The 23,437-nt window shown below is 41.7% G+C and carries 11 protein-coding genes and 1 pseudogene; 10 read left to right on the top strand and 2 right to left on the bottom strand.

Annotated features, from left to right (window positions below):
• Positions 1–2: 2 nt before the first annotated feature.
• The 4 genes and pseudogenes from RDN93_RS04240 to galB all read left to right on the top strand — a co-directional run.
• Positions 3–794, top strand: a pseudogene (locus tag RDN93_RS04240) (DUF5111 domain-containing protein); the annotation flags it as partial.
• Positions 795–821: 27 nt separating this feature from the next.
• On the top strand, positions 822–1,736 hold the full coding sequence (locus tag RDN93_RS04235; protein ID WP_308744367.1) for a DUF5114 domain-containing protein: 915 nt from the start codon (positions 822–824) through the stop codon (positions 1,734–1,736).
• A gap of 11 nt (positions 1,737–1,747) precedes the next feature.
• A complete protein-coding gene (locus RDN93_RS04230) occupies positions 1,748–2,827 on the top strand; it encodes a glycosyl hydrolase 53 family protein (RefSeq protein ID WP_308744323.1) in 1,080 nt (359 codons plus the stop codon).
• A 65-nt stretch (positions 2,828–2,892) separates the two neighbouring features.
• On the top strand, positions 2,893–5,340 hold the full coding sequence (galB, locus tag RDN93_RS04225) for a beta-galactosidase GalB (protein ID WP_308744322.1): 2,448 nt from the start codon (positions 2,893–2,895) through the stop codon (positions 5,338–5,340).
• 117 nt (positions 5,341–5,457) lie between these two features.
• Here the strand turns inward: galB and RDN93_RS04220 are convergent, their stop codons facing one another.
• Together RDN93_RS04220 and RDN93_RS04215 are read right to left on the bottom strand one after the other, a co-directional pair.
• Positions 5,458–6,144, bottom strand: a complete 687-nt coding sequence (locus tag RDN93_RS04220; RefSeq protein ID WP_308744321.1) for a TrkA family potassium uptake protein — start codon at positions 6,142–6,144, stop codon at positions 5,458–5,460.
• Between the two features lie 4 nt (positions 6,145–6,148).
• Positions 6,149–7,978, bottom strand: a complete 1,830-nt coding sequence (locus RDN93_RS04215; RefSeq protein WP_308744320.1) for a potassium transporter TrkG — start codon at positions 7,976–7,978, stop codon at positions 6,149–6,151.
• Between the two features lie 131 nt (positions 7,979–8,109).
• Here RDN93_RS04215 and RDN93_RS04210 point away from each other — a divergent pair, with 131 nt between their 5' ends.
• The 6 genes from RDN93_RS04210 to RDN93_RS04185 all read left to right on the top strand — a co-directional run bounded on the left by RDN93_RS04210 (position 8,110) and on the right by RDN93_RS04185 (position 23,437).
• Positions 8,110–9,480, top strand: a complete 1,371-nt coding sequence (locus tag RDN93_RS04210; RefSeq protein WP_308744319.1) for a TrpB-like pyridoxal phosphate-dependent enzyme — start codon at positions 8,110–8,112, stop codon at positions 9,478–9,480.
• A 210-nt stretch (positions 9,481–9,690) separates the two neighbouring features.
• A complete protein-coding gene (locus tag RDN93_RS04205) occupies positions 9,691–13,752 on the top strand; it encodes a two-component regulator propeller domain-containing protein (protein ID WP_308744318.1) in 4,062 nt (1,353 codons plus the stop codon).
• A 593-nt stretch (positions 13,753–14,345) separates the two neighbouring features.
• On the top strand, positions 14,346–16,481 hold the full coding sequence (hepC, locus tag RDN93_RS04200; protein WP_308744317.1) for a heparin-sulfate lyase HepC: 2,136 nt from the start codon (positions 14,346–14,348) through the stop codon (positions 16,479–16,481).
• Between the two features lie 16 nt (positions 16,482–16,497).
• Positions 16,498–18,759, top strand: a complete 2,262-nt coding sequence (locus tag RDN93_RS04195) for a glycoside hydrolase family 95-like protein (protein WP_308744316.1) — start codon at positions 16,498–16,500, stop codon at positions 18,757–18,759.
• Between the two features lie 250 nt (positions 18,760–19,009).
• On the top strand, positions 19,010–21,172 hold the full coding sequence (hepC, locus tag RDN93_RS04190; protein WP_308744315.1) for a heparin-sulfate lyase HepC: 2,163 nt from the start codon (positions 19,010–19,012) through the stop codon (positions 21,170–21,172).
• 30 nt (positions 21,173–21,202) lie between these two features.
• On the top strand, positions 21,203–23,437 hold the full coding sequence (locus RDN93_RS04185) for a surface glycan-binding family protein (RefSeq protein WP_308744314.1): 2,235 nt from the start codon (positions 21,203–21,205) through the stop codon (positions 23,435–23,437).

Here is a 23,437-nt window from a genome sequence, read left to right as displayed (position 1 = left end):
TCATGCTAATACGGAACTACAATATGAAAAGAATTAATAACCTATTAATAATATTCTCCGCACTTCTGCTTCTTGGAGCCTGCGAGAACGACGGAGATAAATATTTTCTGTCCACCCCGACAGAGAACGAACTGATTGCTTCCTCTGACGCTGTAGTGCTGACCGAAGCCACCGCCAAACTTTACGCTCTATCATTTGCCTGGACAGAACGCACCCTGCAAATCAGCGACCCGGTCCTGAAAGCCCCCGATGTATTGAAAACCGCACTGGAAGTATCATTGAATGAGGATTTCTCCGGGACAATAGTGGAGTCTACCGAAAGCGGACTTTCCAAATCTTATACGGGTGCCACCCTGAATATCGTTGCCAATACATTAGGAGCAACCCCCAACGTAGCTACCCCTTTCTATTTCCGTCTGAAAGGTACAACAGGAAATAATATGGAGCCGATTTACAGTAATGTGGAAAAGGTTAATGTTACTTCTTACGAATTGGATATGAGATTCGGAAATATCCTTGACCAGAACGCACAGGACACGAACCTGGACTTGTTCTCCACCAACTCCAACAGAATCTATACAGGATTTATCGGAGCGACCAGTTGGATGAACTTCCTTTTCCAGGAAGCTGACGGAACAATCTGAAGAACAGCTAACTCCAGTGATATCGGAAAGCCTTTCATCATTACTTCCGAAGGCACATGGGGCATCTGGTTCCCGAATCCGGCAGGGTGTTATTATGTAAATTTCGATATTCCGGCCAAACAATGGACTGCATTACTACTGCCTTCACTCACCGTCAACGGAATAGAAGGCATCACTATGACTTACAACCGTTCTACCAATCAATGGCAAGGAACATTCACGGCAACAGAAGCCGGAGATATCACCATTCAGATTAGTGGTACAGGCAAGCAATATGACCATACAACCGTTACCGGAAGCGACAACGCAATCAGTGATGAACTAGCTAAAGATACCCCGTTCGCCTTCAACGGAAATTCCAACGGGCTTACTTTCGGAACAACCTCCGGTGATATCACGGTTAATGTTCCGCAAGCAGGCGAATGTACGTTAACGATTGATTTAAGTAATCCGCAACAATGGACTGCGGCAGTAACCGCAGGAGGAAGTAGCGAGCCTACCTATCCGGCAACATTAGCCATATACAGTGCAGAAACATCCCCCCAATTCTTGACTACCCTGACACCTACCGGTAAAGAAGGAGAAGAAGGTACATTCCAAGGTGTTTTCCAAATGAAAACCGGTTGGGAGAATTTCAAGATTGCAGACACAGAAGGGAGTATATGGTATGGTCCGGTGGACGGCTCTCCTCAAAGTTTAGTTGCCGGTTCTGATTGGAGTTTTTGGTTTGACCAAGAAGCCCTTGAAAGTTTTATGATTACAGCCAGCCTTCGCGACATGACATGGACACCGACAAAAATCAGTCAAATCAACATCTGTGGTGGATTCAACAACTGGTCATTAACCAGTGATGTAATGACATATAACGCCGGTACACAAACGTGGAGTGCTACCTGCAATATCTCCAACACAGAAAACGGATTCTATTTCTTATTAAATCAAAATTGGGATTGGTCTCTTAAAGGAAGTACCGACGGTCTGTATCTCGCGCCATCTGCTGGCGACGGCAGCTATATACCCGCAGAAGCCGGTACATACTTGATTACTCTTGACATAAGAACTATGACATTTACAATGGATAAACAAAATTAAATGAACGAGTTATGAAACGATTCAAACATATACTTCTGGCTTCCGCACTTATGTGCGGAGCCTTCTTCACCGCCTGCAACGACAATGAAAACACTCCTGTATTCCCGGAACAACAAGAAGAATATTACGATATGTCCGGCTTTGCCAAAGGCGCTGATGTCAGTTGGTTGACGGAGATGGAGAACTCCGGCTATCTGTTTTATGACGCTGACGGAAAGGACAGAGAATGCATGGAACTATTGCGCAGTCTCGGCATGAACGCTATCCGCCTGCGTGTATGGGTAAATCCCAGTGAAGACGTATTCGGTTGGTGTAACAAGAACGATGTCTTAGTCAAGGCATGGAGAGCGCAAAGACTGGGCTTCCGTCTGATGATAGATTTCCACTACAGCGACACCTGGGCCGACCCCGGAAAACAATACAAGCCGGCAGCTTGGGAAAACATGAATGTGGAAGAACTGAAAACAGCTATTGCCGACCATACCAAAGAGGTGCTTAATATGCTGAAAACAAATGGCATTGATGTGGAATGGGTACAAGTGGGCAACGAGACACATCAAGGTATGTTGTTTCCCACCGGCCAGACTACAACAGATGAAGGAAGTAGAAACTTCGCCCGGTTTATTACCTCCGGTTATGATGCGGTAAAGGAAATCTATCCGGATGCCAAAGTCATCGTACACCTTGACCAGGGACAAAGGGCCAGTCTGTATAACAGTATTTTTGACGGACTAAAACAAAACGGAGGCAAATGGGATATCATCGGTATGTCACTCTATCCGGACATGATGCCCGATGAAGGAGAACCCGATGACTGGGAAGCTATGAATAACGCCTGTATCGCCAATATGAAAGCACTAATAGCCAAATACAACACTCCGGTAATGATGTGTGAAATCGGCGTCAACTGGAATTATGAAAAAGCAGAAGCATTCTTTACCGACTTCATGACCAAAGCTAAAGAAATAGACCAATGCCTCGGCGTTTTCACTTGGGAACCCCAGTGCTATGGTGGCTGGAAAGGCTACCACAAAGGAATGTTTGACGACAGCGGCAGACCCACTGATTCATTTAATGCCTTCAAGAGATAAAATTATTGGAAGCTTTTTTATATCTTTACCCCGAATCCAAAATTATTTATACCTGAAAAGTGAAAATGAACATGAAACACCAAAAACAGTTAGTAACTGTACTTTTGATGGGAGCCGCTTGCAGCCTGCAGGCGCAGCGCAGCGAGACGCTGCTCGAGAAGAACTGGAAATTCAGTAAAGGAGACTTCAAAGAAGCTAGTCAGCCTGAGTTTAATGACACAAAATGGGAATCGGTCGTCATCCCGCACGACTGGGCAATCTTTGGCCCTTTCGACATGAATAACGACCTTCAGAATGTTGCCGTCACACAGAATTTCGAGAAAAAAGCATCTTTGAAAACAGGACGCACCGGTGGACTGCCTTATGTAGGCTCCGGTTGGTATCGTACCAGTTTTGATACTCCTGCCGATAAGGAAGTGACCCTACTCTTTGACGGCGCCATGAGTGAAGCCCGCGTCTATGTAAACGGCAAAGAAGCTTGCTTCTGGCCTTTCGGCTACAATTCTTTCCATTGCAATGTGACTCCTTTCCTGAATAAAGACGGAAAGAGCAATACACTCGCCGTACGTCTGGAAAACCGTCCGCAATCTTCGCGCTGGTATCCGGGAGCCGGCTTGTATCGCAATGTACACTTGATTGTTACCGACAAAGTTCATGTGCCTGTATGGGGAACACAGATTACAACTCCTCATGTGAGCAAGGAATTTGCAGCCGTACGCCTGCAAACGAAAATAGAAAATGCCGGTGAAAAAACACAAATCCGTGTAGAGACGGAAATACTGTCTCCGGACGGAAAGGTCGTTACCCGTAAAGAGAATACAAGCCGCATCAACCACGGACAGCCGTTCGAACAGAATTTCATTGTAAACGCACCTGAACTTTGGTCACCGGAAAGCCCGTCTCTCTACAAAGCGGTTTCTAAAATCTATGCAGACAACAAGCTGGTAGATACCTATACTACCCGCTTCGGTATCCGCAGCATCGAGTATATCGCTGATAAAGGTTTCTACCTGAACGGAGAACACCGGAAATTCCAGGGAGTATGTAATCATCACGACTTGGGTCCGTTGGGAGCGGCTATCAATGTAGCGGCACTCCGCCACCAACTTACCCTTCTGAAAGATATGGGTTGTGACGCTATCCGTACATCGCACAATATGCCCGCTCCGGAACTTGTTGAACTATGTGACGAAATGGGATTTATGATGATGATTGAACCGTTTGACGAATGGGATATTGCCAAATGTACAAATGGTTATCACCGTTATTTCGATGAATGGGCGGAACGCGATATGGTGAATATGCTTCACAATTACCGTAATAATCCTTGTGTAGTGATGTGGAGTATCGGTAATGAAGTTCCCACTCAGTGTAGCCCAGTCGGTTATAAAGTGGCTAAGTTCCTGCAGGACATCTGCCACCGTGAAGACCCGACCCGCCCTGTGACTTGCGGAATGGATCAAGTGAGCTGTGTGCTTGCCAACGGTTTTGCAGCAATGATTGACATTCCGGGACTTAATTATCGTACGCAGCGTTATAAAGAATCTTACGACCAGCTTCCACAGAACTTGATTCTAGGTAGCGAGACAGCTTCTACCGTCAGTTCACGCGGAGTTTACAAATTTCCGGTGGAAGATAAGAAAGGTGCTAAATATGAAGACCACCAATGTTCTTCGTATGACGTGGAAGTATGCCCTTGGTCGAATATTCCGGATGAAGATTTCGCATTAGCCGATGATAACCACTGGACTATCGGACAGTTCGTATGGACAGGATTCGATTATCTGGGTGAGCCTTCACCGTATGATACCGATTCATGGCCGAATCATAGTTCCATGTTTGGCATTATCGACCTTGCCAGTATTCCTAAAGACCGCTACTATCTTTACCGTAGCGTATGGAACAGGAATGCAGAGACACTGCATATCCTTCCTCATTGGACTTGGCCGGGGCGCGAAGGTGAGATAACTCCGGTATTCGTATATACCAACTACCCGACAGCCGAACTGTTTATCAACGGAAAAAGCTATGGCAAACAAAGCAAGAACAACAGTTCTTTGAAGAACCGTTACCGCTTGATGTGGATGGATGCCGTATATGAACCGGGCGAAGTAAAAGTAGTAGCTTATAACAAGGACGGAAAAGCAGTAGCAGAAAAAACAGTCCGCACTGCCGGCAAGCCTCATCATATCGAACTGACCAGCAACCGCAACGAACTGACAGCCGACGGGAAAGACCTCGCCTATGTCACCGTAAAAGTGGTAGATAAGGACGGTAACCTCTGCCCTGCCGACAACCGGCTGATAAACTTCTCCGTAAAAGGAGCCGGCAAATTCCGGGCAGTAGCCAATGGCGACCCCACCAATCTGGAACAATTCCATCTCCCGAAGATGCATGCTTTCTATGGAATGCTGACGGCTATTGTACAGACTGATGAAACAGCCGGAGAAATCGTACTGACCGCCAAAGCAGGCGGTGTGAAAGCCGGAACAGTCCGTCTTCAGGCAAAATAATTACGCTGTTCCCAATTAGACTTTATAAGAAAGCCGGATAATCATTGTAGTCTTTTCAGATTACAACAGATTATCCGGCTCTTCTAATCATATTTTATAAGCCAACATGAATAATCATCAAATAGCCTTCCAGAAAGATTGAAAGTCCCGGTATTTACCGTAACAAACCAATTCATCCCCTTCTTCTACTTTTTCATTTTCCGGCAGTTCGTTCTTCACATGAAGTTCTGTCAGAGAAACACCCAGGCAATTGGTTATTTTATCCGCCCGCTTCAGTCCGATGAGTTTCAGGTGGAATTCCTCATATAAGTTCAGTTCATTGACAAAGTATCCCACAAACTTATGCGGTACGGTGAACTTCACGACATAATATTCCGAATCAATGCGAAAAGCTTCCATGTTTGTCCCGAAATCAAGTAACTGCACCAGGCTGCGGGCAGCATCCTCCTCCGGCGTCAATATCTTCTCCAGACTAAAAGCTTCCAGTACGGCTTTATGCACCCCATCAATCGCACGAGCATAAATACGGGCTACCTTCTTCTGTTTCAACAAGGCTACTACCCGCACAGACGCACCGAAATTCTCGCCAATCGCGACAATCACCACATCCACACTATTCAGCGGAAGTACCGACAAGGATTGTTCATCCGTTGCGTCAATCACAAATGCAGTGGCAATCTTATCTTTGATGCTATCCACACGGCTCTCACTAATATCCGCGCCAATAATCTCGTGTCCCAACGCAGATAATTCTTCGGCCAACACATAGCCGTAATTTCCTAAGCCGATAATAATATACTTCATATCTTTAGTTTATGATTATGTTATCACTCGGATAACGGTATTTTGTATTCTTTTTCTGTTTCACAATTCCAAGCATCAGCGTAATCAAGCCCACACGCCCGATAAACATCAATAATGCCACCAATAACTTACTTGCGTCACACAACTTCGGAGTCAGATTCAAGCTGGAACCTACCGTACTAAGCGCCGACACACACTCGAAGGTCAATGCCATCAACGATGCCTGAGGTTCAAGGATGCTCAATATAAAGATAAAGAGAAACAGTACTCCCAGTGACATGACTACCGTAGCATTGGAACGCCGGATAGAGTCGTGGGAGAGTTCCCTGCCGAATACTTCCACACGTTCTGTCCCACGCAGCACAGCTACAAGATTCATGACAACTACCGCAAAAGCATTTACCTTGACACCACCCGCAGTAGACTGGGCGCCACCGCCAATCCACATCAACACCAGATAGACCAACAAAGTCTGTACACTCAAAGAAGCCAGATCTACACTACTGAAACCGGCTGTTCGCGGACAAGTCGCATTGAAGAAAGCCTGCGTCCATTTGTCCGCAACGGGCATTCCTGCAAACGAGGCGTTCCATTCGAAAGCAGCAATCGCCAACGTGCCGATAACCAACAGCAGGAAAGTCATAATCAGCACAATCTTGGTATTCAGATTATAGAGATGAAGCATACGGTGCTTTTCCAGTTTGCGGGTACGTACCAACTTCCAGAAATGACGCAAATGATACAATACAATATCTTTGAAATTGACCAGAATAGGGAAACCGATACCACCCAGGATAATCAGCAAGGATACTGAGATAAACAACCAATTATGATTAGTCATCACCATCGGATTTCCTAAATTCCCGGAAAGTGTGGAGAATCCGGCATTACAAAAAGCGGAAATAGAATGGAAAGCGGAAAAAGCCAGCTCACCCTCCAAACTCATTCCCAGTGTGCCGTGAATACTGAACCAGATAGAAACCATGCCGATGCCTTCAATCACTAAAGTAAACCCCAATATATATAATAAGGTGGACAGCAACGAGCTTAATGAATTGGAACTGACCATATCACGTACAACCAACTGATTGTAAAGAGAAGTGTTTCCCATAAAGAACATCGCAAAGAAACTGGTCAAGGTCATCACTCCCAGTCCGCCTATCTGAATCAGTAAAATAATGACGACAAGACCGCCGGTAGTAAAGGTGGTCGATACATCCACCGGAACTAACCCCGTGACACATACCGCACTCGTAGCCGTGAACAACGAATCAACCCATGTGATGCCGTTCACCGTACATCGTGGCAACATCAGCAACCCTGTACCTATTAGAATAATAGCGAGAAAACTGACAGCCAGTATCAAAGACGGATTGGTGCGGCGTCCCAACAGGCGTACCAGTCCGTTGGACAGATTCAATAAGGAGAAAATCAGCAGTAATACCAAATGATAAAACTTTCCATGCAAGAACTCCCAAAGTTGCAAAATAGCTCCTTCCTCTTCCGGACGGTGGAATATGACCGGTATCAAAGTGAGATACAGCAATCCGCTCAATATCCATGCCAACCTTCGATATTGCTTTTTAGTACTTCGGTATTCAAGAGAGATGTGCAAGGTAACATCAATCAGGAAGATAACCCAGACAGCTTTGTAAAGGACTTGTATTTTCGCTATTTCATCTACCGACAGCGGAAAACCATGTTCGTAAATAACCCCGACAATCAGCGCAAGAGACGCCAAGTAGGTTAATGCTTCTACTAAGCCCAGTATAATACGTATATAAGGTTTTAGCAGTTTGTTTTGGTATAACAAGAATTTATGATAAATCTTCATATCATATTTTTTATAACGTCGTGCAAACTTAACTAAAATAACAATCGAAACCGATTCTTTGTTGACAAAATTACCCGAATATTAAAAATTTTGTCTACATTTGGCAGCAGAAAATTAAAAACCACAATATTATGAGTGACAAAAGAAAACGGTATATCCTACCGGAAGAAGAAATTCCACACTACTGGTACAACATTCAAGCCGATATGGTAAATAAACCGATGCCACCATTGCATCCGGGAACCAAGCAACCACTGAAAGCTGAAGACTTGTATCCTATTTTTGCAGAAGAACTATGCCGCCAGGAGCTGAATCAGACTGACGCATGGATTGAAATACCGGAAGAAGTACGCGAAATGTACAAGTATTACCGCAGCACTCCGTTGGTACGCGCCTACGGATTGGAAAAAGCCCTCGGTACTCCGGCACATATTTATTTCAAGAATGAAAGTGTAAGCCCTATCGGTTCTCACAAACTGAACTCTGCTCTGGCTCAGGCTTATTATTGCAAGCAGGAAGGCGTTACCAATATCACCACCGAAACCGGTGCCGGACAATGGGGAGCCGCTCTTTCTTACGCAGCTAAAGTATTCGGTTTGGAAGCAGCCGTTTATCAGGTAAAAATCAGCTATGAACAGAAGCCTTACCGCCGCAGCATCATGCAGACTTTCGGAGCACAGGTCACGCCTTCTCCGTCCATGTCCACCCGTGCAGGTAAAGATATCCTAACCGCGCATCCTAATTACCAGGGTTCACTGGGTACAGCCATTTCGGAAGCTATCGAGCTGGCACAAATGACTCCTAACTGTAAATACACGCTAGGTTCGGTACTTAGCCACGTAGCTCTTCACCAGACAATTATCGGTCTGGAAGCTGAGAAGCAGATGGAAATGGCGGGTGAATATCCGGATGTGGTCATCGGCTGTTTCGGTGGCGGTTCCAACTTCGGCGGTATCTCCTTCCCTTTCATGCGTCATAACATCCTGGAAGGAAAGAAAACCCGTTTTGTTGCTGCCGAGCCCGCTTCTTGCCCGAAACTGACACGCGGTAAATTCCAATATGACTTCGGCGACGAGGCAGGATATACTCCGCTGCTCCCGATGTTTACATTAGGACACAATTTCGCTCCGGCTCATATCCATGCCGGCGGTCTTCGCTATCACGGCGCAGGTGTCATCGTTTCCCAATTACTCAAAGACGGTCTGATGGAAGCGATGGATATCCAACAGTTGGAATCGTTCGAAACCGGTTGCCTGTTTGCACAGATGGAAGGTATTATTCCGGCTCCGGAATCCTGCCACGCTATCGCGGCTGCCGTTCGCGAAGCCAATAAATGCAAGGAGACAGGAGAAGAAAAAGTAATCCTGTTCAACCTGTCCGGTCATGGGTTGATCGATATGGCTTCTTATGATAAATATTTGGCCGGCGATTTGGTCAACTATTCATTGACAGATGAAGATATTCAGAAGAATCTGGATGCGATAGGTGATTTAGCCAAATAATCTACTTATTTCACAATCAAGCTATATAAACCAAGCCCGGGCAGCCAATGTACCGGGCTTATTCGTTTTTCAGTAAGCATCTCCACTTATTACATACCTACAAGATATTTAACATAACCCTGGAAAAATAGAACAGATTCCCTGTCATTTTACACAGCATATAAAAGAATTTACTATCTTTGATGCCATTATTAATCTTATGACCTAATAATGAGCTATCTAAAAAATATAGTAATCTGCCTGTTCTTTTTATGCATAGGAACGAATTCAGCCTTTTCCGAAATTCCGGAACAAATCAATTTTTCCTATATTTCTATCAATGAAGGATTGTCGCAAAGTACCGTATTTGCCATTGACCAGGACAAACGGGGTAATATGTGGTTTGCGACTTATGACGGAGTGAACAAATATGACGGATATGCATTTACGGTTTACCAGCATAATGAGGATGACCCTAACAGCATTGCCAATGACATCGCACGAATCGTAAAGACAGATAGCCGGGGACGGGTCTGGATAGGCACGCGGGACGGGCTGTCATGGTATAACGAAGAAAAAGACCAGTTCAACAATTTCTTCTATGAAAGGAAAGGGAAACGCCTGCAAATCAACGGCATTGCCGAAATATCACCGGAACAGTTACTTATAAGTACACAGGAAGGCCTGATTATGTTCGACATAAAAGAATCCAGATTTGTGGATGATTCTTTCAGTACGGCCATGCATAAGATTGTAGCTTCCACTCTCTACAGATATGGCGATATTATCTACATCGGCACAATGGAAAACGGGCTATATAGCTATTCCATTCCTGAAAAGAAACTGGAGAAAGTTATTCCCATACAGGACAGCAAGCAAATTCAAGCTATTTTACAACAATCACCTACCCGCATCTGGGTGGCTACCGAAGGAGCAGGCCTGCTTCTGCTCAATCCGAAAACCCAAAAGGTAAAGGTCTATCAGCACTCTTCTTCCAATCCCAAGAGCATTAGCTCCAATTACATACGTTCACTGGCACTGGATTCGCAAAACCGCTTATGGATAGGGACATTTAATGACTTAAACATTTATCATGAGGCAAGCGACTCGTTCATTTCATACAGCAGCAGCCCGGTGGAAAACGGCAGCCTGTCGCAACGTTCCGTACGCAGCATCTACATGGACTCACAAGGGGGGATGTGGCTCGGTACGTATTTCGGAGGATTGAACTATTACCATCCTATCCGAAACCGTTTTAAGAATATCCGACGCATTCCTTATAAAAATTCGTTGAGCGACAATGTCGTAAGTTGTATCGTAGAAGATAAGAACAAGAACTTATGGATAGGCACGAACGATGGCGGACTGAATCTGTTCACGCCCGGTACGCAACAGTTTACACATTATGCGTTGCAAGAAGACGAGCGGGAAAAAGGAATCGGTTCCAATAATATCAAAGCGGTATATGTAGACGAGCAGAAATCACTGGTATATATAGGTACGCATGCGGGAGGATTGACCGTACTCCATCGTAACGGTGGGCAGATGGAAAGTTTCAATCAACGCAACAGCCAACTGGTGAATGAAAATGTATATGCCATTCTTCCCGACGGAGAGGGTAATCTTTTATTGGGGACACTAAGTGCACTGGTCAGCTTCAACCCGGAGAAACGAAGTTTTACTACGATAAACAAGGAAAAAGATGGTACTCCATTCACTTCCCAACGGATAACAATCCTGTTCAGAGATTCGCGCAAGCGTCTTTGGATTGGCGGCGAAGAGGGAGTATCGGTCTTTCAGCAACAAGGGTCGGATATACAGAAGGCGCCTATTCTCCCGACATCTTCCGTTACGAAAATGTTTACCAACTGTATTTATGAGGCCAATAATGGTATCATTTGGATAGGCACGCGCGAAGGTTTCTATTGCTTCAATGAAAAAGAAAAGTCAATCAAACGGTATACCACAGCCGACGGTTTGCCCAATAATGTAGTCTACGGTATTCTGGAAGATACTTTCGGACGCCTTTGGTTAAGTACGAACCGGGGAATTTCCTGCTTTAACCCGGAGACTGAAAAGTTCCGCAACTTTACCGAATCAGACGGTTTGCAAAGTAACCAGTTTAATACTTCCTCGTACTGCCGCACTTCCAACGGGCAAATGTATTTCGGCGGTATCAACGGTATCACAACTTTCCGTCCGGAATTACTGCTGGACAACCCTTATACTCCGCCGGTAGTCATAACCAAACTGCAACTGTTCAATAAAACGGTTCGTCCGGATGACGAAACAGGTATCCTGACCAAGAATATCAATGAAACGGAAAGTATCACATTGAAATCCTGGCAAACCGCCTTTACTATCGAGTTTGTCGTATCCAACTATATTTCAGGACAGCATAATACATTTGCCTACAAGCTGGAAGGTTATGACAAAGAATGGTATTATCTGACAGACAAACGTTCTGTCTCCTACTCCAACCTGCCGCAAGGTACTTATCATTTTCTGGTAAAGGCTGCCAATAGTGACGGAAAATGGAATATGACTCCCACCGTACTCGAAATTATCGTTCTCCCTGTATGGTATAAGACGTGGTGGGCAATACTTCTCTTCCTCGCCACTTTCATCGGCTTCATCACTTTCGTATTCCGTTTCTTCTGGATGCGTAAAAGCATGGAAGCGGAACTGGAAATAGAACGCAGGGACAAAGAGCACCAGGAAGAAATCAACCAGATGAAGATGCGTTTCTTCATCAATATTTCTCATGAACTGCGTACCCCATTGACTCTTATCTTAGCTCCTTTACAGGAAATCATCAATAAAATAAGCGACCGTTGGACACGGAACCAACTGGAGTATATCCAGCGGAATGCCAATCGCCTGCTACACCTTGTCAACCAGTTGATGGATTATCGCCGCGCTGAACTTGGAGTATTCGAATTAAAGGTAAAGAAAGAGAATGCCCACCAATTGATACATGATAATTTCCTGTTCTATGATAAGTTGGCACGTCATAAAAAGATAACCTATACTCTCCATTCCGAGTTGGAAGACAAAGAAGTGTTGTTCGATCCCAATTATCTGGAACTGATAGTCAACAACCTGCTTTCAAATGCTTTCAAATATACGGAAAGCGGACAAAGTATCACTGTTACCCTGAAAGAGGAAAATAACTATCTGGTATTGCAGGTCAGTGATACCGGTATCGGTATTCCTATCAACAAACAGGGGAAGATATTCGAACGCTTCTATCAGATTGAAAGCGAGCACGTGGGAAGCGGTATCGGTCTTTCATTGGTACAACGTCTGGTAGAGTTGCATCATGGGCGCATCGAATTGGATAGTGAAGAGGGAAAAGGCAGTACATTCTCTGTATATCTGCCGCAGGATATAAATATCTACAAGCCATCCGAGCTAGCTTCCAACGATACCAAAAACGAAGAAGAGCAAGTCTATTCCACCAACTCCAAGGATATGTATTTCATTGATACGGAAAAGATTGAAAATGAAGTCATAGAGTCAGGTGACAAGAAGCGGGGAACGATTCTTATTGTAGAAGACAATAATGAAATCCGTCATTATCTCAGCAGCGGACTTTCCGAGCTATTCAATACGCTGGAAGCCGGAAACGGTGAAGAAGCTCTGGAGAAACTGAAAGACAATGAAGTCGATATCATTGTTACTGATGTGATGATGCCCGTAATGGATGGCATCAAATTTTGTAAGAATGTGAAACAGAATATCCGCACCTGCCATATCCCGGTTATTATCCTGTCAGCCAAAAGCGAAATAAAAGACCAGATGGAAGGCCTGCAAATGGGCGCGGATGATTATATCCCCAAACCATTCTCTCTTGCCATACTGACTACAAAGATACAGAACATGATGCGTACCCGCAGGCGTATGATCGAACGCTATTCCAAGTCTTTGGAAGTGGAACCGGAGAAGATTACGTTCAATGCCATGGATGAAGCCTTGCTGAAACGCGCCGTTGCCATTGTAGAAAAGAATATGGATAACATCGAATTCTCTACAGACGAGTTTGCCAGAGAAATGAACATGAGCCGTTCCAACCTGCATCTGAAATTGAAGGCTATCACCGGTGAGTCTACTATTGATTTTATTCGCAAGATTCGCTTTAATGAAGCTGCCAAGTTACTGAAAGACGGACGTTATACGGTAGCGGAAGTCAGTACGATGGTAGGATTCAATACGCCGTCTTACTTTGCTACAAGCTTCAAGAAATATTTCGGATGCTTGCCTACGGAGTATATAAAGAAGGCCAAAGGATAATCTCGGAGAAATCATAAATCCATAAACTGCCACATTTTTGTATTTATTCTACGTATTATAGGGGGAAAATACAAAAATATGGCAGAACTAATAATCAGCTATTTACCCCCCAAAATAGGGTGAAATTAAGATTAGTTTACAGAAAACAATAGGATGATTTTGCTTTTTTCAGACTGAGAACTGCATTTTTCTCTGAATCCACTATCTGTCAACACATTACCTATAATCTTCCCCTGTTTTTTATCATTAGTGAATTACAGTTGTGCAATCGCCAAGTTACACTTGTCCTTCCGAATAGATACACAAGTGTAACTCATGAGGTACTCAACTGTAACCAGTCAACTCTATTAGAAGAAAACATTAAAAGGATAGTATGATTTATACAATTCAATTAGATGAAATCATTATACTTCCGCATAATTTGGAGAACGAATACGGTCCTTTATACATATCCAACAGTATCATTACACAAATTTGATATACTATTCGATAAAACTATTAACAACAAAGCTACTTTCTCCCATATATTTGCATAGAGTTAGTGACCATCTCAAATATAAAAATCAAAATCTATCCAAACTAAAGTTTATACTATGAATTGCAAAAACAGATTCCGAATTAATATATGGCTGTTTCTTATCATTACACTCGCAGGATGTACAGATAATGATATTCCACAAAAAGAAAATAACGACATTCCGCCAAAAGAGGAACCAACACCCCCAAAAGAGGATACCGAAGAATCTTTATTTGATATTCTCAATCTTGATTATTCCGGATTAGAAGAAGTGAAGGCTTTGTATAAAGCCGGTGATAACGATGCAGCCATGCAAAAACTGCTTACCTATTACCAAAACAGAACTGAGATTCTAAATCCGAATCTATCTACCACCCTTAATGAAACGGAACAGGGTTATGCTGACTATGCGATAAACGAATATCGTTTTTATGTCAATGACAATTATCTGGAAGATAAAACTAGAAAGATTCCTTATTCATTGCAAAACAACGATAAAACAATCAATTGGGAATTTGCTCCAAAGGGTGCTGACAACGAATATCAGAAACAATTGCATCGTCACAATTGGATCCCCCTTCAAGGGAAAGCCTACCAAAACTCACATGATGAAAAATACATGCTCTCATGGAAAGAAGTGTATGCCGACTGGATTGCCAAGAACCCCAAGCCGGATGGGAAACCGGACAAATTCAAATGGTATCAACTTCAAGTATCCACACGTATCATGGGACAAACAGAGTCATTCGAGTATTTCAAGTCCTCTCCCAACTTCACTACCGAATGGCTTTCTTTTTTCCTCATACACTTTGCAGAACACGCCGACTATTTGTCCTTGTACAAATATGCCGGAGAAAACAATATTCTACTGAGCCAGGCAGTAGCATTAGTATTTGCAGGGACTCTATTCCCTGAACTTAAAAATGCCCCACAATGGCAAAAAACGGGATGCGACATCATCAATGAACAGACCTCTAAATTGTTTTTAAAAGATGGAATGACGAATGACCTCTCACTCCATTATCATATCGGTATAGTGGACGGTCTATACGATTTAAAAAGACTCATCCAATTGAACAAGCTACCGGACAATCTGCTTTCTCCAGAACTGGACAACGCCCTACTGAAAGCGACTAAAGTCGTCATGCACTTTACATATCCCAATTACTTCACAAAAGGAAGTAAGAATTGCAGTCCCGCATTCAATGATTCGTGGATAAAAACACGCAGCGTACTGAACAAAAATTTCGTAAAATACGCTGAAATGTACCCGGATGATTCAGAACTTGACTACATGAAAACTTATGGACAAGGAACTCCACCCGATAATAAAATCAAAACATTCGAATATTCAGGATTTTATGTACTACGCAATGGCTGGACTCCCCAATCGACGATGTTGGTACACAGTAACAATATATCTTCCAAGTTAGAAGACTCAAGCCACAACCAACTCGATAACGGAACGTTCGAGCTATATCGCAACGGCCGTAACTTCTTTCCGGATTCCGGTGTTTGCTCGTATGTGAAAGAAAATGATACGGAAGTAATGGAACTACGCAGATGGTTCCGCCAAACCAAGGCACACAACACAATGATTCTTGGAAAATCGAAAGAGCATGAAGCCACCGGAACCGAAAACATTAACAAGACACAAGGCAAGCTATTACTTGCCGAAGAAAACGATAGCCAACAATTAATAGTAACGGAAAATCAAGGATACAGTAACTTCAAACACCGACGCGCCATCTTCTATATGAAAAAGCCTGTCGAATTCTTCGCTTTCGTGGATGAAGGCTTCGGAACAGCTACCGGATATTCCAAATTATATTTCCATCTTTGTGACGAGGCATCAGTCAACAATGTCAATTTGGATATTCAAGAGATAGGTGCGCATACTACTTTTGAAGACAATAATAACTTACTTATTCGCAGTTTTGGGAATCAAAACATTGTATTAAAACCTTTTGAGGGACGAATCTCTTATCAGACAGATAGAAAATTCTCTGTCAGAAAGGCTTATTCACTTGTCATGGAGAAAAAGAAAAATACATCCGTACGTTATATTACCATATTATATCCGGTAACAACAGCTTCCAATCACAAGATTAATGCTAAATTTACAGATAATCCTTCAAATTCGGACAATGTCTCCATCGAAGTGACTATTGATAATGATACATATAATTTAAATTACCAGCTTAAGAATTAATATAAAAAACAACACTATGAACATTCGACGCAGATACTTTAACTGCATCCTTTTATTTTTAATCTACTCTTTCACTGTAGATGCCCAACCTATAACTCTTAAACAGGATATTAATTGGCCTGAATTCATGAGCCGGCAAGATATGATATGGGAAAAGTTACCTGAATACTGGCATGAATCGGCTTATCTGGGCAACGGCAGATTAGGATTAATGATTTATAAAGAACCCGGAGAAAACTACTTACGTCTTGAAACGGGCAACTGTGATGTGCACGATCATCGTACAAAAAGAGATGTATTCGGAATCCCCAGACTACTTACCGGATACTTTGCCCTGCATCCCAAAGGAGAAATAATCAGCGGCAAGATGCGTCTTGACCTTTGGAATGCCGAAGCATCAACAGATATTATCACGACCAAAGGGGTTATCCATCTACAAACCTTTGTCCACACTGACAATATGATAATAGCAGTAAAAGCAACTACTGAAGGAGAAGAGCATGACTTCAAATGGGAATGGGTAGCCGCAGAAGCTAACAGTCCCCGCTATCTACTTTTTAAAAAACGGGGACAAACCAATAAAATTCCCAAAGACTATGAACTCAACCCTGCACCGATAATCAACCGGAAAGGGGATATCAACTTATCTGTTCAGAAGTTACTGGCAGGTGGTGAGACAACAGTAGGCTGGAAAGAGACTCAACCGACTAAAAAAGAACGTACTTTATGGATAAACCTTACACATACATACCCTCAAAACAATTCAAGTGAAATATGTAAAACTGAAATCCGGAAAGCTATACGCGAAGGCTATCCATCCTTGCAAAAGACACATCGTAAATGGTGGAATTCCTTTTACCCAAGTAGCTTCATTACATTGCCGGAAGCGCAAAAAGAGAACTTTTATTGGATTCAAATGTACAAACTAGCTTCTGCCACCCGTGGCGACCGTGCCCTAATAGACAATACAGGGCCGTGGCTGACGGAGACTCCCTGGCCAAATGCCTGGTGGGACCTCAATGTACAACTCACATACTGGGCACTGAATGCTTCCGACCATTTAGATCTCGCAGCCTCTTTAGAAAATGCACTTTACAATCACATAGACCAGCTACGTCTCAATATTAATCCGGCTTATCGCCATAATTCGTTAGGAATAGGAGTCGCTTCCAATTTGGAATGTATGAGCACAGAGGTAGGTATTCCAGGAAAAGGAAGAACGCAAGTAGGTTTGCTCCCGTGGGCTTGCCATAACCTATGGCTTATTTATCGCCACAAGATGGATGATGATATCCTGCGAAATAAATTATTTCCTTTATTGAAAGAATCAATCAACTACTATCTGCACTTTCTAAAAAAGGGAGAAGATGGAAAACTTCATCTTCCGGCAACTTACTCTCCAGAGTACGATACTGCGGAAGATTGCAATTTTGATCTTGCACTATTACGTTGGGGATGCCAGACACTACTGGAATCAGCACAACGCTTGAATATTCAAGATCCATTGGCTGAAACATGGGAAGACGTTCTTCATAATCTCACTCCTTACCCTATGGATGAGAATGGATTACTTATCGGGAAGGACATGCCATATGTTTTCTCGCACAGGCATTATTCACACTTACTCGCCATCTATCCCCTATATCTTATCAATAAAGAGCAACCAGGCGATATTGAAACGATTGAGAAATCACTCGTTTTTTGGCAAAGCAAACCCAAGGCGCTCTTAGGCTACTCATGTACAGGTGCTTCTTCCATATCTTCTGCTATTGGAAAAGGAAATGACGCATTATCTTATTTGAACAAATTATTCGGCAAGTTCCTCAGCCCTACTACCATGTATAAGGAAAGCGGCCCGGTTATTGAGACACCTCTATCCGGTGCTCAAAGTATTCACGATATGCTACTACAAAGTTGGGGTGGTAAGATCCGCATTTTCCCGGCTATTCCAGATGCATGGAAAGACATAGCATATTCCGGTCTACGCACGGAAGGGGCATTCAAAGTATCTGCCGGCAGAAAAAAGGGAAAGACACAATTTATTCATATCAAAAGCCTGGCAGGGGAGCCTTGTATTATAACGACTGACATAACTAATCCTGTCTTTAATGGAAAAAGAAATTTCACTGTGCAATCCCTCGAAAACAGTACTTACCAAATTGATTTAAAGAAAGGAGAAGAGGTGTTCATTTCCCCAAAAGGAGAAGAACCGGAGTTTGTCATCTCCCCGATTCCCCATACTTCCCATAATCATTTTGGATTAAAAATCATCCAATAGGATATCTAAAAACGTACAAAACCTGTTTTGTAAATAAATAGGATTAGATTACATTATGGCACATAATAAGCCTGCTATCAGAGTTATAGCAGGCTTATTAAACAGAAATAATATATGATTCAACAAATTTAATATCAAAAAAATCATTTTTGAACAAAGCTTGAACAACATAGCCTAATTATCATAAATAAACAAAGTACATTTGCAAGCAGTAAAATATAACTTTTAATAATTAAAAACCTAATAAAGTATGAAGAACATCTTCTATTATTTATTTACCTGTTCGTTCTGCTTATTTGCATTCAGTGCATGCACAGACGATGACGATGAACTGACCACAAACGGAAGCGAATTTACATATCCGCAACCCAAGCCTAATGATGTTATAAATGAAAAAGTTTTCGATGTTATTAATCTCGATTATCCGGGATTAGAACAAGTTAAAGCACATTATGAAAAAGGTAATTTGTATTATGCCGCAAAAGCACTACTTAATTACTACCAAAGAAGGACAGGGGTACCTGCTAACCCACTTCTTAACTTAATGAATATTACTGCTACAGACAATGATGTAAGCAAAGCTGAAAACGCATTGACATACCGTTTCTTCGTAAATGGTTTTACTGACAAAAGCGATCTACCTTATCAACTAAAAAAGACAGATGGAAAACTTAATTGGAACAACCATCCAGATGGCACTTCTGATGAATATCCCAAACAGCTTCACCGCCATCAATGGTTCATTCCCCAAGCTAAAGTATATCGTACAACAGGCAATGAACAGCATGTTCTTTCATGGATTGACGTTTATGGAGATTGGATTGCGCAAAACCCTAAGCCTACAGAAGAAGTAAAAGACATTAAACCATGGTGGCAATTACAAACAGCCACCCGTTTGGCAGATCAAGTCGAATTATTTGAATATTATAAAAATTCGATCAATTTCACCCCAGAATGGCTTTCTACCTTTTTATGTAGTTTTGCAGACCATTGTGATTACTTGACACAATATAAATATTCCGAAGGTGGTAATGTTTTAGCTACCCAAGCCCGCGCATTGGCATTCGCCGGAACATTGTATCCCGAATTTAAAAATTCCATAAAATGGGCGGAAACAGGTTTCAGTTACTTAGGTAATCAATTCTTAGAAGACGGAATGCATGAAGAGTTAGATCTTAGTTATCACATTGATGTGTTCAACACATGTAGTGATCTTATTAAACTAATAAATGCTAATAACCTAAACAACTCATTTGCTACTAATTTAAAAACATCATTGGAGAAAGCAGGGAATATCATTGTACAATTCACTTATCCCAATTACTTTAAAGGCGTTAATTTCAAAGACAACAGCAATGACAAAGATGATTTTAGAGAATATTATGTTCCTGGATTTAACGATACTCGTCAAAGGTCTTGGAATAGAAGTGTCTTAAACAAAAACTTCACAACTGCCGCCACACTTTTTCCTGATAATGAAGAATTCAAATTTATGGCAAGTTATGGAAATAATGGTGGAACTTGTCCGACAAATGAAATAAGAGTATTCAAAGAATCCGGATATTATATACTACGGAACGGTTGGGAAAAATCATCAACGATGATGATACTCAGCAACAATTATTTAGACAACGGAAATCCGAAAAACTCACCTTGGTCTCACAATCAACCGGATAATGGAACATTTGAACTTTACCACAATGGTCGTAATTTCTTTCCAGACTCAGGAGTATGCGAATACTATAGTTATACCGGTTCTACAGCTGCACAAACAAATGCAAGACGAGCTAAATTCCGCTCAAGTAAGATGCATAACACACTTACACTTAACGGAAAAGATTACACTGCAACTTTAGGAAAATATCTTTCACACGGAACTATTGAAAATAAAACCGAAGTAATTGTTTTTGAGAACAAAGGATACTCAAATCTGACACATCGCCGTTATGTCTTTTTCGTTGAAAAAAAATTCTTTGTTATTGTAGATGAAGGAATCGGAGAAGGGGTTAAAGAAGAGCCGACATTGCTCCATTTCAATCTTTGCGATGGTGGAATAATCAATATTAATAAAGAGAACAAAGAAGTGCGGGCAACTTTTACAGACAACAACAATATTATTATTAGCACTGTATTTGCAAATGGAGACTATACATTGACCGAATCTCAAGAGGGAGAAATGTCATTCAAAACATCCGAAGCCAAATATACAGTTCCTCGTCCTGCATATTATCTCACTATGCCCAAAGGAGAAAGAACAGCTTCTCGTTTCTTAACCATCATTTATCCGAAACAAGGATCGCTTGATGATGTGAAAATCACAGGTAGTATGAATGCAGACTACAACGATAAGGGAGTGTCTGGTATTACAGTAACTATAGATGGTGAGACTTATAATTTATCCTATACGTTATAATACAAATTCAAATTCTAAAATAATACAGAAATGAACCTTAAAGAATTATTTACCAAATGTTTCATGCTCTTCTCAATATGTTTATTGGGGCATGTAGCTGTATCTTGCTCGGATACGGAAACGACCGATTCCGGGAATTTTACGCTCTTCTTTTATGGAGTCACTGACATAGGTCCCTCAATGAGTTGTGAACTACAAGCTCCAAGCTATATTGGAGGCACACCTTATGATTTTGCTATCACAAACGTGACACACGAAGGTGAAACATATACAACAGAAAGTTTCACGGTCAATGCTGAGACAGGAGTCATAAACATTCAAAACACCAATACATTACCCACCGGTTTATACAGTATTAGTGTATCTTGTTTCTGCAACGGCAAATATTATGAATTCAAAGATGCCGTAAAAGTAAATATGCTTCTTGCAGTTCCTGAAGGAGTGTCCGTTACACCTGAAGAAGTCCTCTTAAAAATGGATGAAAACGATTGGGTAAAAGCAAGCGCACAAGTAACTACAGAGAAAGAAAGTCATGTATCCATTACCCAATATGCTATTGCGAAAGATCCTTCAAAAGAATACATGGAATATTTTACAATATCTCCAACTACTGGCAAAATCACTATTGTTGAAAGCTTTGCAAACCAAATCATAGCAGGTGAAGAATATGTATTGGACTTGAAACTAACGACGAAAGCTGGTGAACATATTTATCCGAATGCAGTAACTTTCAAAGCTATTTCTAAGCCACGTAATTTATCATATTCCCCTATTTATGCAGAAGTAGATGAAGGATATGCACACGAATCTGCAATTCCTTCTATCCAAGGTTCAAAAGAAGAACTAAAATACGCCATTAAATCTGTAAATCCGGCAACTACCGCATTTACAATAGACCAAGCAACCGGTAAGATTTCTCTAGCAGAGAATAATGGTTTAGAAAAGAGTGAAACTCCATATGTTATCGACATAACCGTCAGCAATATTTACGGAAGTACTGAATTCACAGAAGCCTATAGCATAAAAATTGTTGAATACACTGCACCTATAATACCAGAAACATTCTCATACGAAGCTCTCTCCCTCTTCAAAGGCGAAGAAGGTAACCAAACCATCAAAAAAGGTTTTGAAGGCGGTAATCCTTATTTTGATTTTGATGAAGGCAATAGTGCGGAAATACAAAAACTTCTAAATAAAAAAATAATAATTGATAATGCAACCGGTTCAATTTCCGTAAGTGCAGATAATAATCTGGAGGCTGACAAGACATATGATATTCATGTAAAAGTAACAAATAGTAAGCCAGTGATAGGAACCGCTATATTCAAACTTACCATAAAGAAAAATCCGAATGACTTTACATTTGTTAGTTACGGAACAAATCTAGAACAGCCTATGCCTGAAATTGGTTCCAAAATGAACCTTGACATAGAAGAAGAAGAGAACGAGGCAAACCGTAATCAATTCAGATTTATCAATAGAGGAAATCTTCCCAAAACGCTTTCCGTGTTCAAGAATGACATACCAAGTAGTGCTACTCAAACATTCAAAATCGCTGAAAGATACGGCAAATTTGCCAATACAACCATTGATGAAAATAACGGAACTATAACATTAGGTTCAAGTCCGATGAGTGCTTATGAAGGTGGCATTCTTTTAATTGAAGTAACATCATCAGGAAATGATGCACCGTCAATATCAAAAAGAATCCCATTATTCTTCAGCACTCCTAAAAATATAAATAATCAAGTTTTACTTTATACGCCTATTGTTGTCAGAGCTAATCCACGTACAGGCGTTTCTAGTAAGACGAAATGTGAAGTTATCAAATGGGCATCGGGTCAAATTTTCAACGGTTATGAAGACATTACAAAGCTTGTTTTAGATTACAGGGCTAATCATACATTCTACAACTTTAGTGTAAACCCGAATCATGGCAGTGGAGCTTTAGCCCAAAACCCCAACCTATTAATATATCAAGTATGGAATAAATATAAACCGGGAAGTACAGAAAAAGATGCAATGTCTTATTACATGAGCACAGGAAACTATGATGCCAAACTTGCTTATATCAACGCCGCAGATCGCCAAATAATAGTAAATCCAGATAAATGGATAGGTAATGATAATGAATATGCCAACGGAGCTGTTACAGCCCAAATCAGACTCAATTTGAATGGAATACCTGAAAATATAGAAAGCTCAGGAAGTCAATATTTCTCTGTCATTATCTGGCTTGACGAAAACTATGAACCTAATAAATAG

This window comes from uncultured Bacteroides sp. (genome assembly GCF_902491285.1).
Taxonomy (GTDB): Bacteria; Bacteroidota; Bacteroidia; order Bacteroidales; family Bacteroidaceae; genus Bacteroides.
Note: the sequence above shows the minus strand (reverse complement) of the source record. Positions and strands in the feature narration are given on the sequence as shown.

Bases quoted from the DNA above. Each gene is read 5' to 3' on its own strand.
- RDN93_RS04235 (WP_308744367.1), top strand. From the start codon at position 822: ATGACTTACAACCGTTCTACCAATCAATGGCAAGGAACATTCACGGCA.
- RDN93_RS04230 (WP_308744323.1), top strand. From the start codon at position 1,748: ATGAAACGATTCAAACATATACTTCTGGCTTCCGCACTTATGTGCGGA.
- galB (WP_308744322.1), top strand. From the start codon at position 2,893: ATGAACATGAAACACCAAAAACAGTTAGTAACTGTACTTTTGATGGGA.
- RDN93_RS04220 (WP_308744321.1), bottom strand. From the start codon at position 6,144: ATGAAGTATATTATTATCGGCTTAGGAAATTACGGCTATGTGTTGGCC.
- RDN93_RS04215 (WP_308744320.1), bottom strand. From the start codon at position 7,978: ATGAAGATTTATCATAAATTCTTGTTATACCAAAACAAACTGCTAAAA.
- RDN93_RS04210 (WP_308744319.1), top strand. From the start codon at position 8,110: ATGAGTGACAAAAGAAAACGGTATATCCTACCGGAAGAAGAAATTCCA.
- RDN93_RS04205 (WP_308744318.1), top strand. From the start codon at position 9,691: ATGAGCTATCTAAAAAATATAGTAATCTGCCTGTTCTTTTTATGCATA.
- hepC (WP_308744317.1), top strand. From the start codon at position 14,346: ATGAATTGCAAAAACAGATTCCGAATTAATATATGGCTGTTTCTTATC.
- RDN93_RS04195 (WP_308744316.1), top strand. From the start codon at position 16,498: ATGAACATTCGACGCAGATACTTTAACTGCATCCTTTTATTTTTAATC.
- hepC (WP_308744315.1), top strand. From the start codon at position 19,010: ATGAAGAACATCTTCTATTATTTATTTACCTGTTCGTTCTGCTTATTT.
- RDN93_RS04185 (WP_308744314.1), top strand. From the start codon at position 21,203: ATGAACCTTAAAGAATTATTTACCAAATGTTTCATGCTCTTCTCAATA.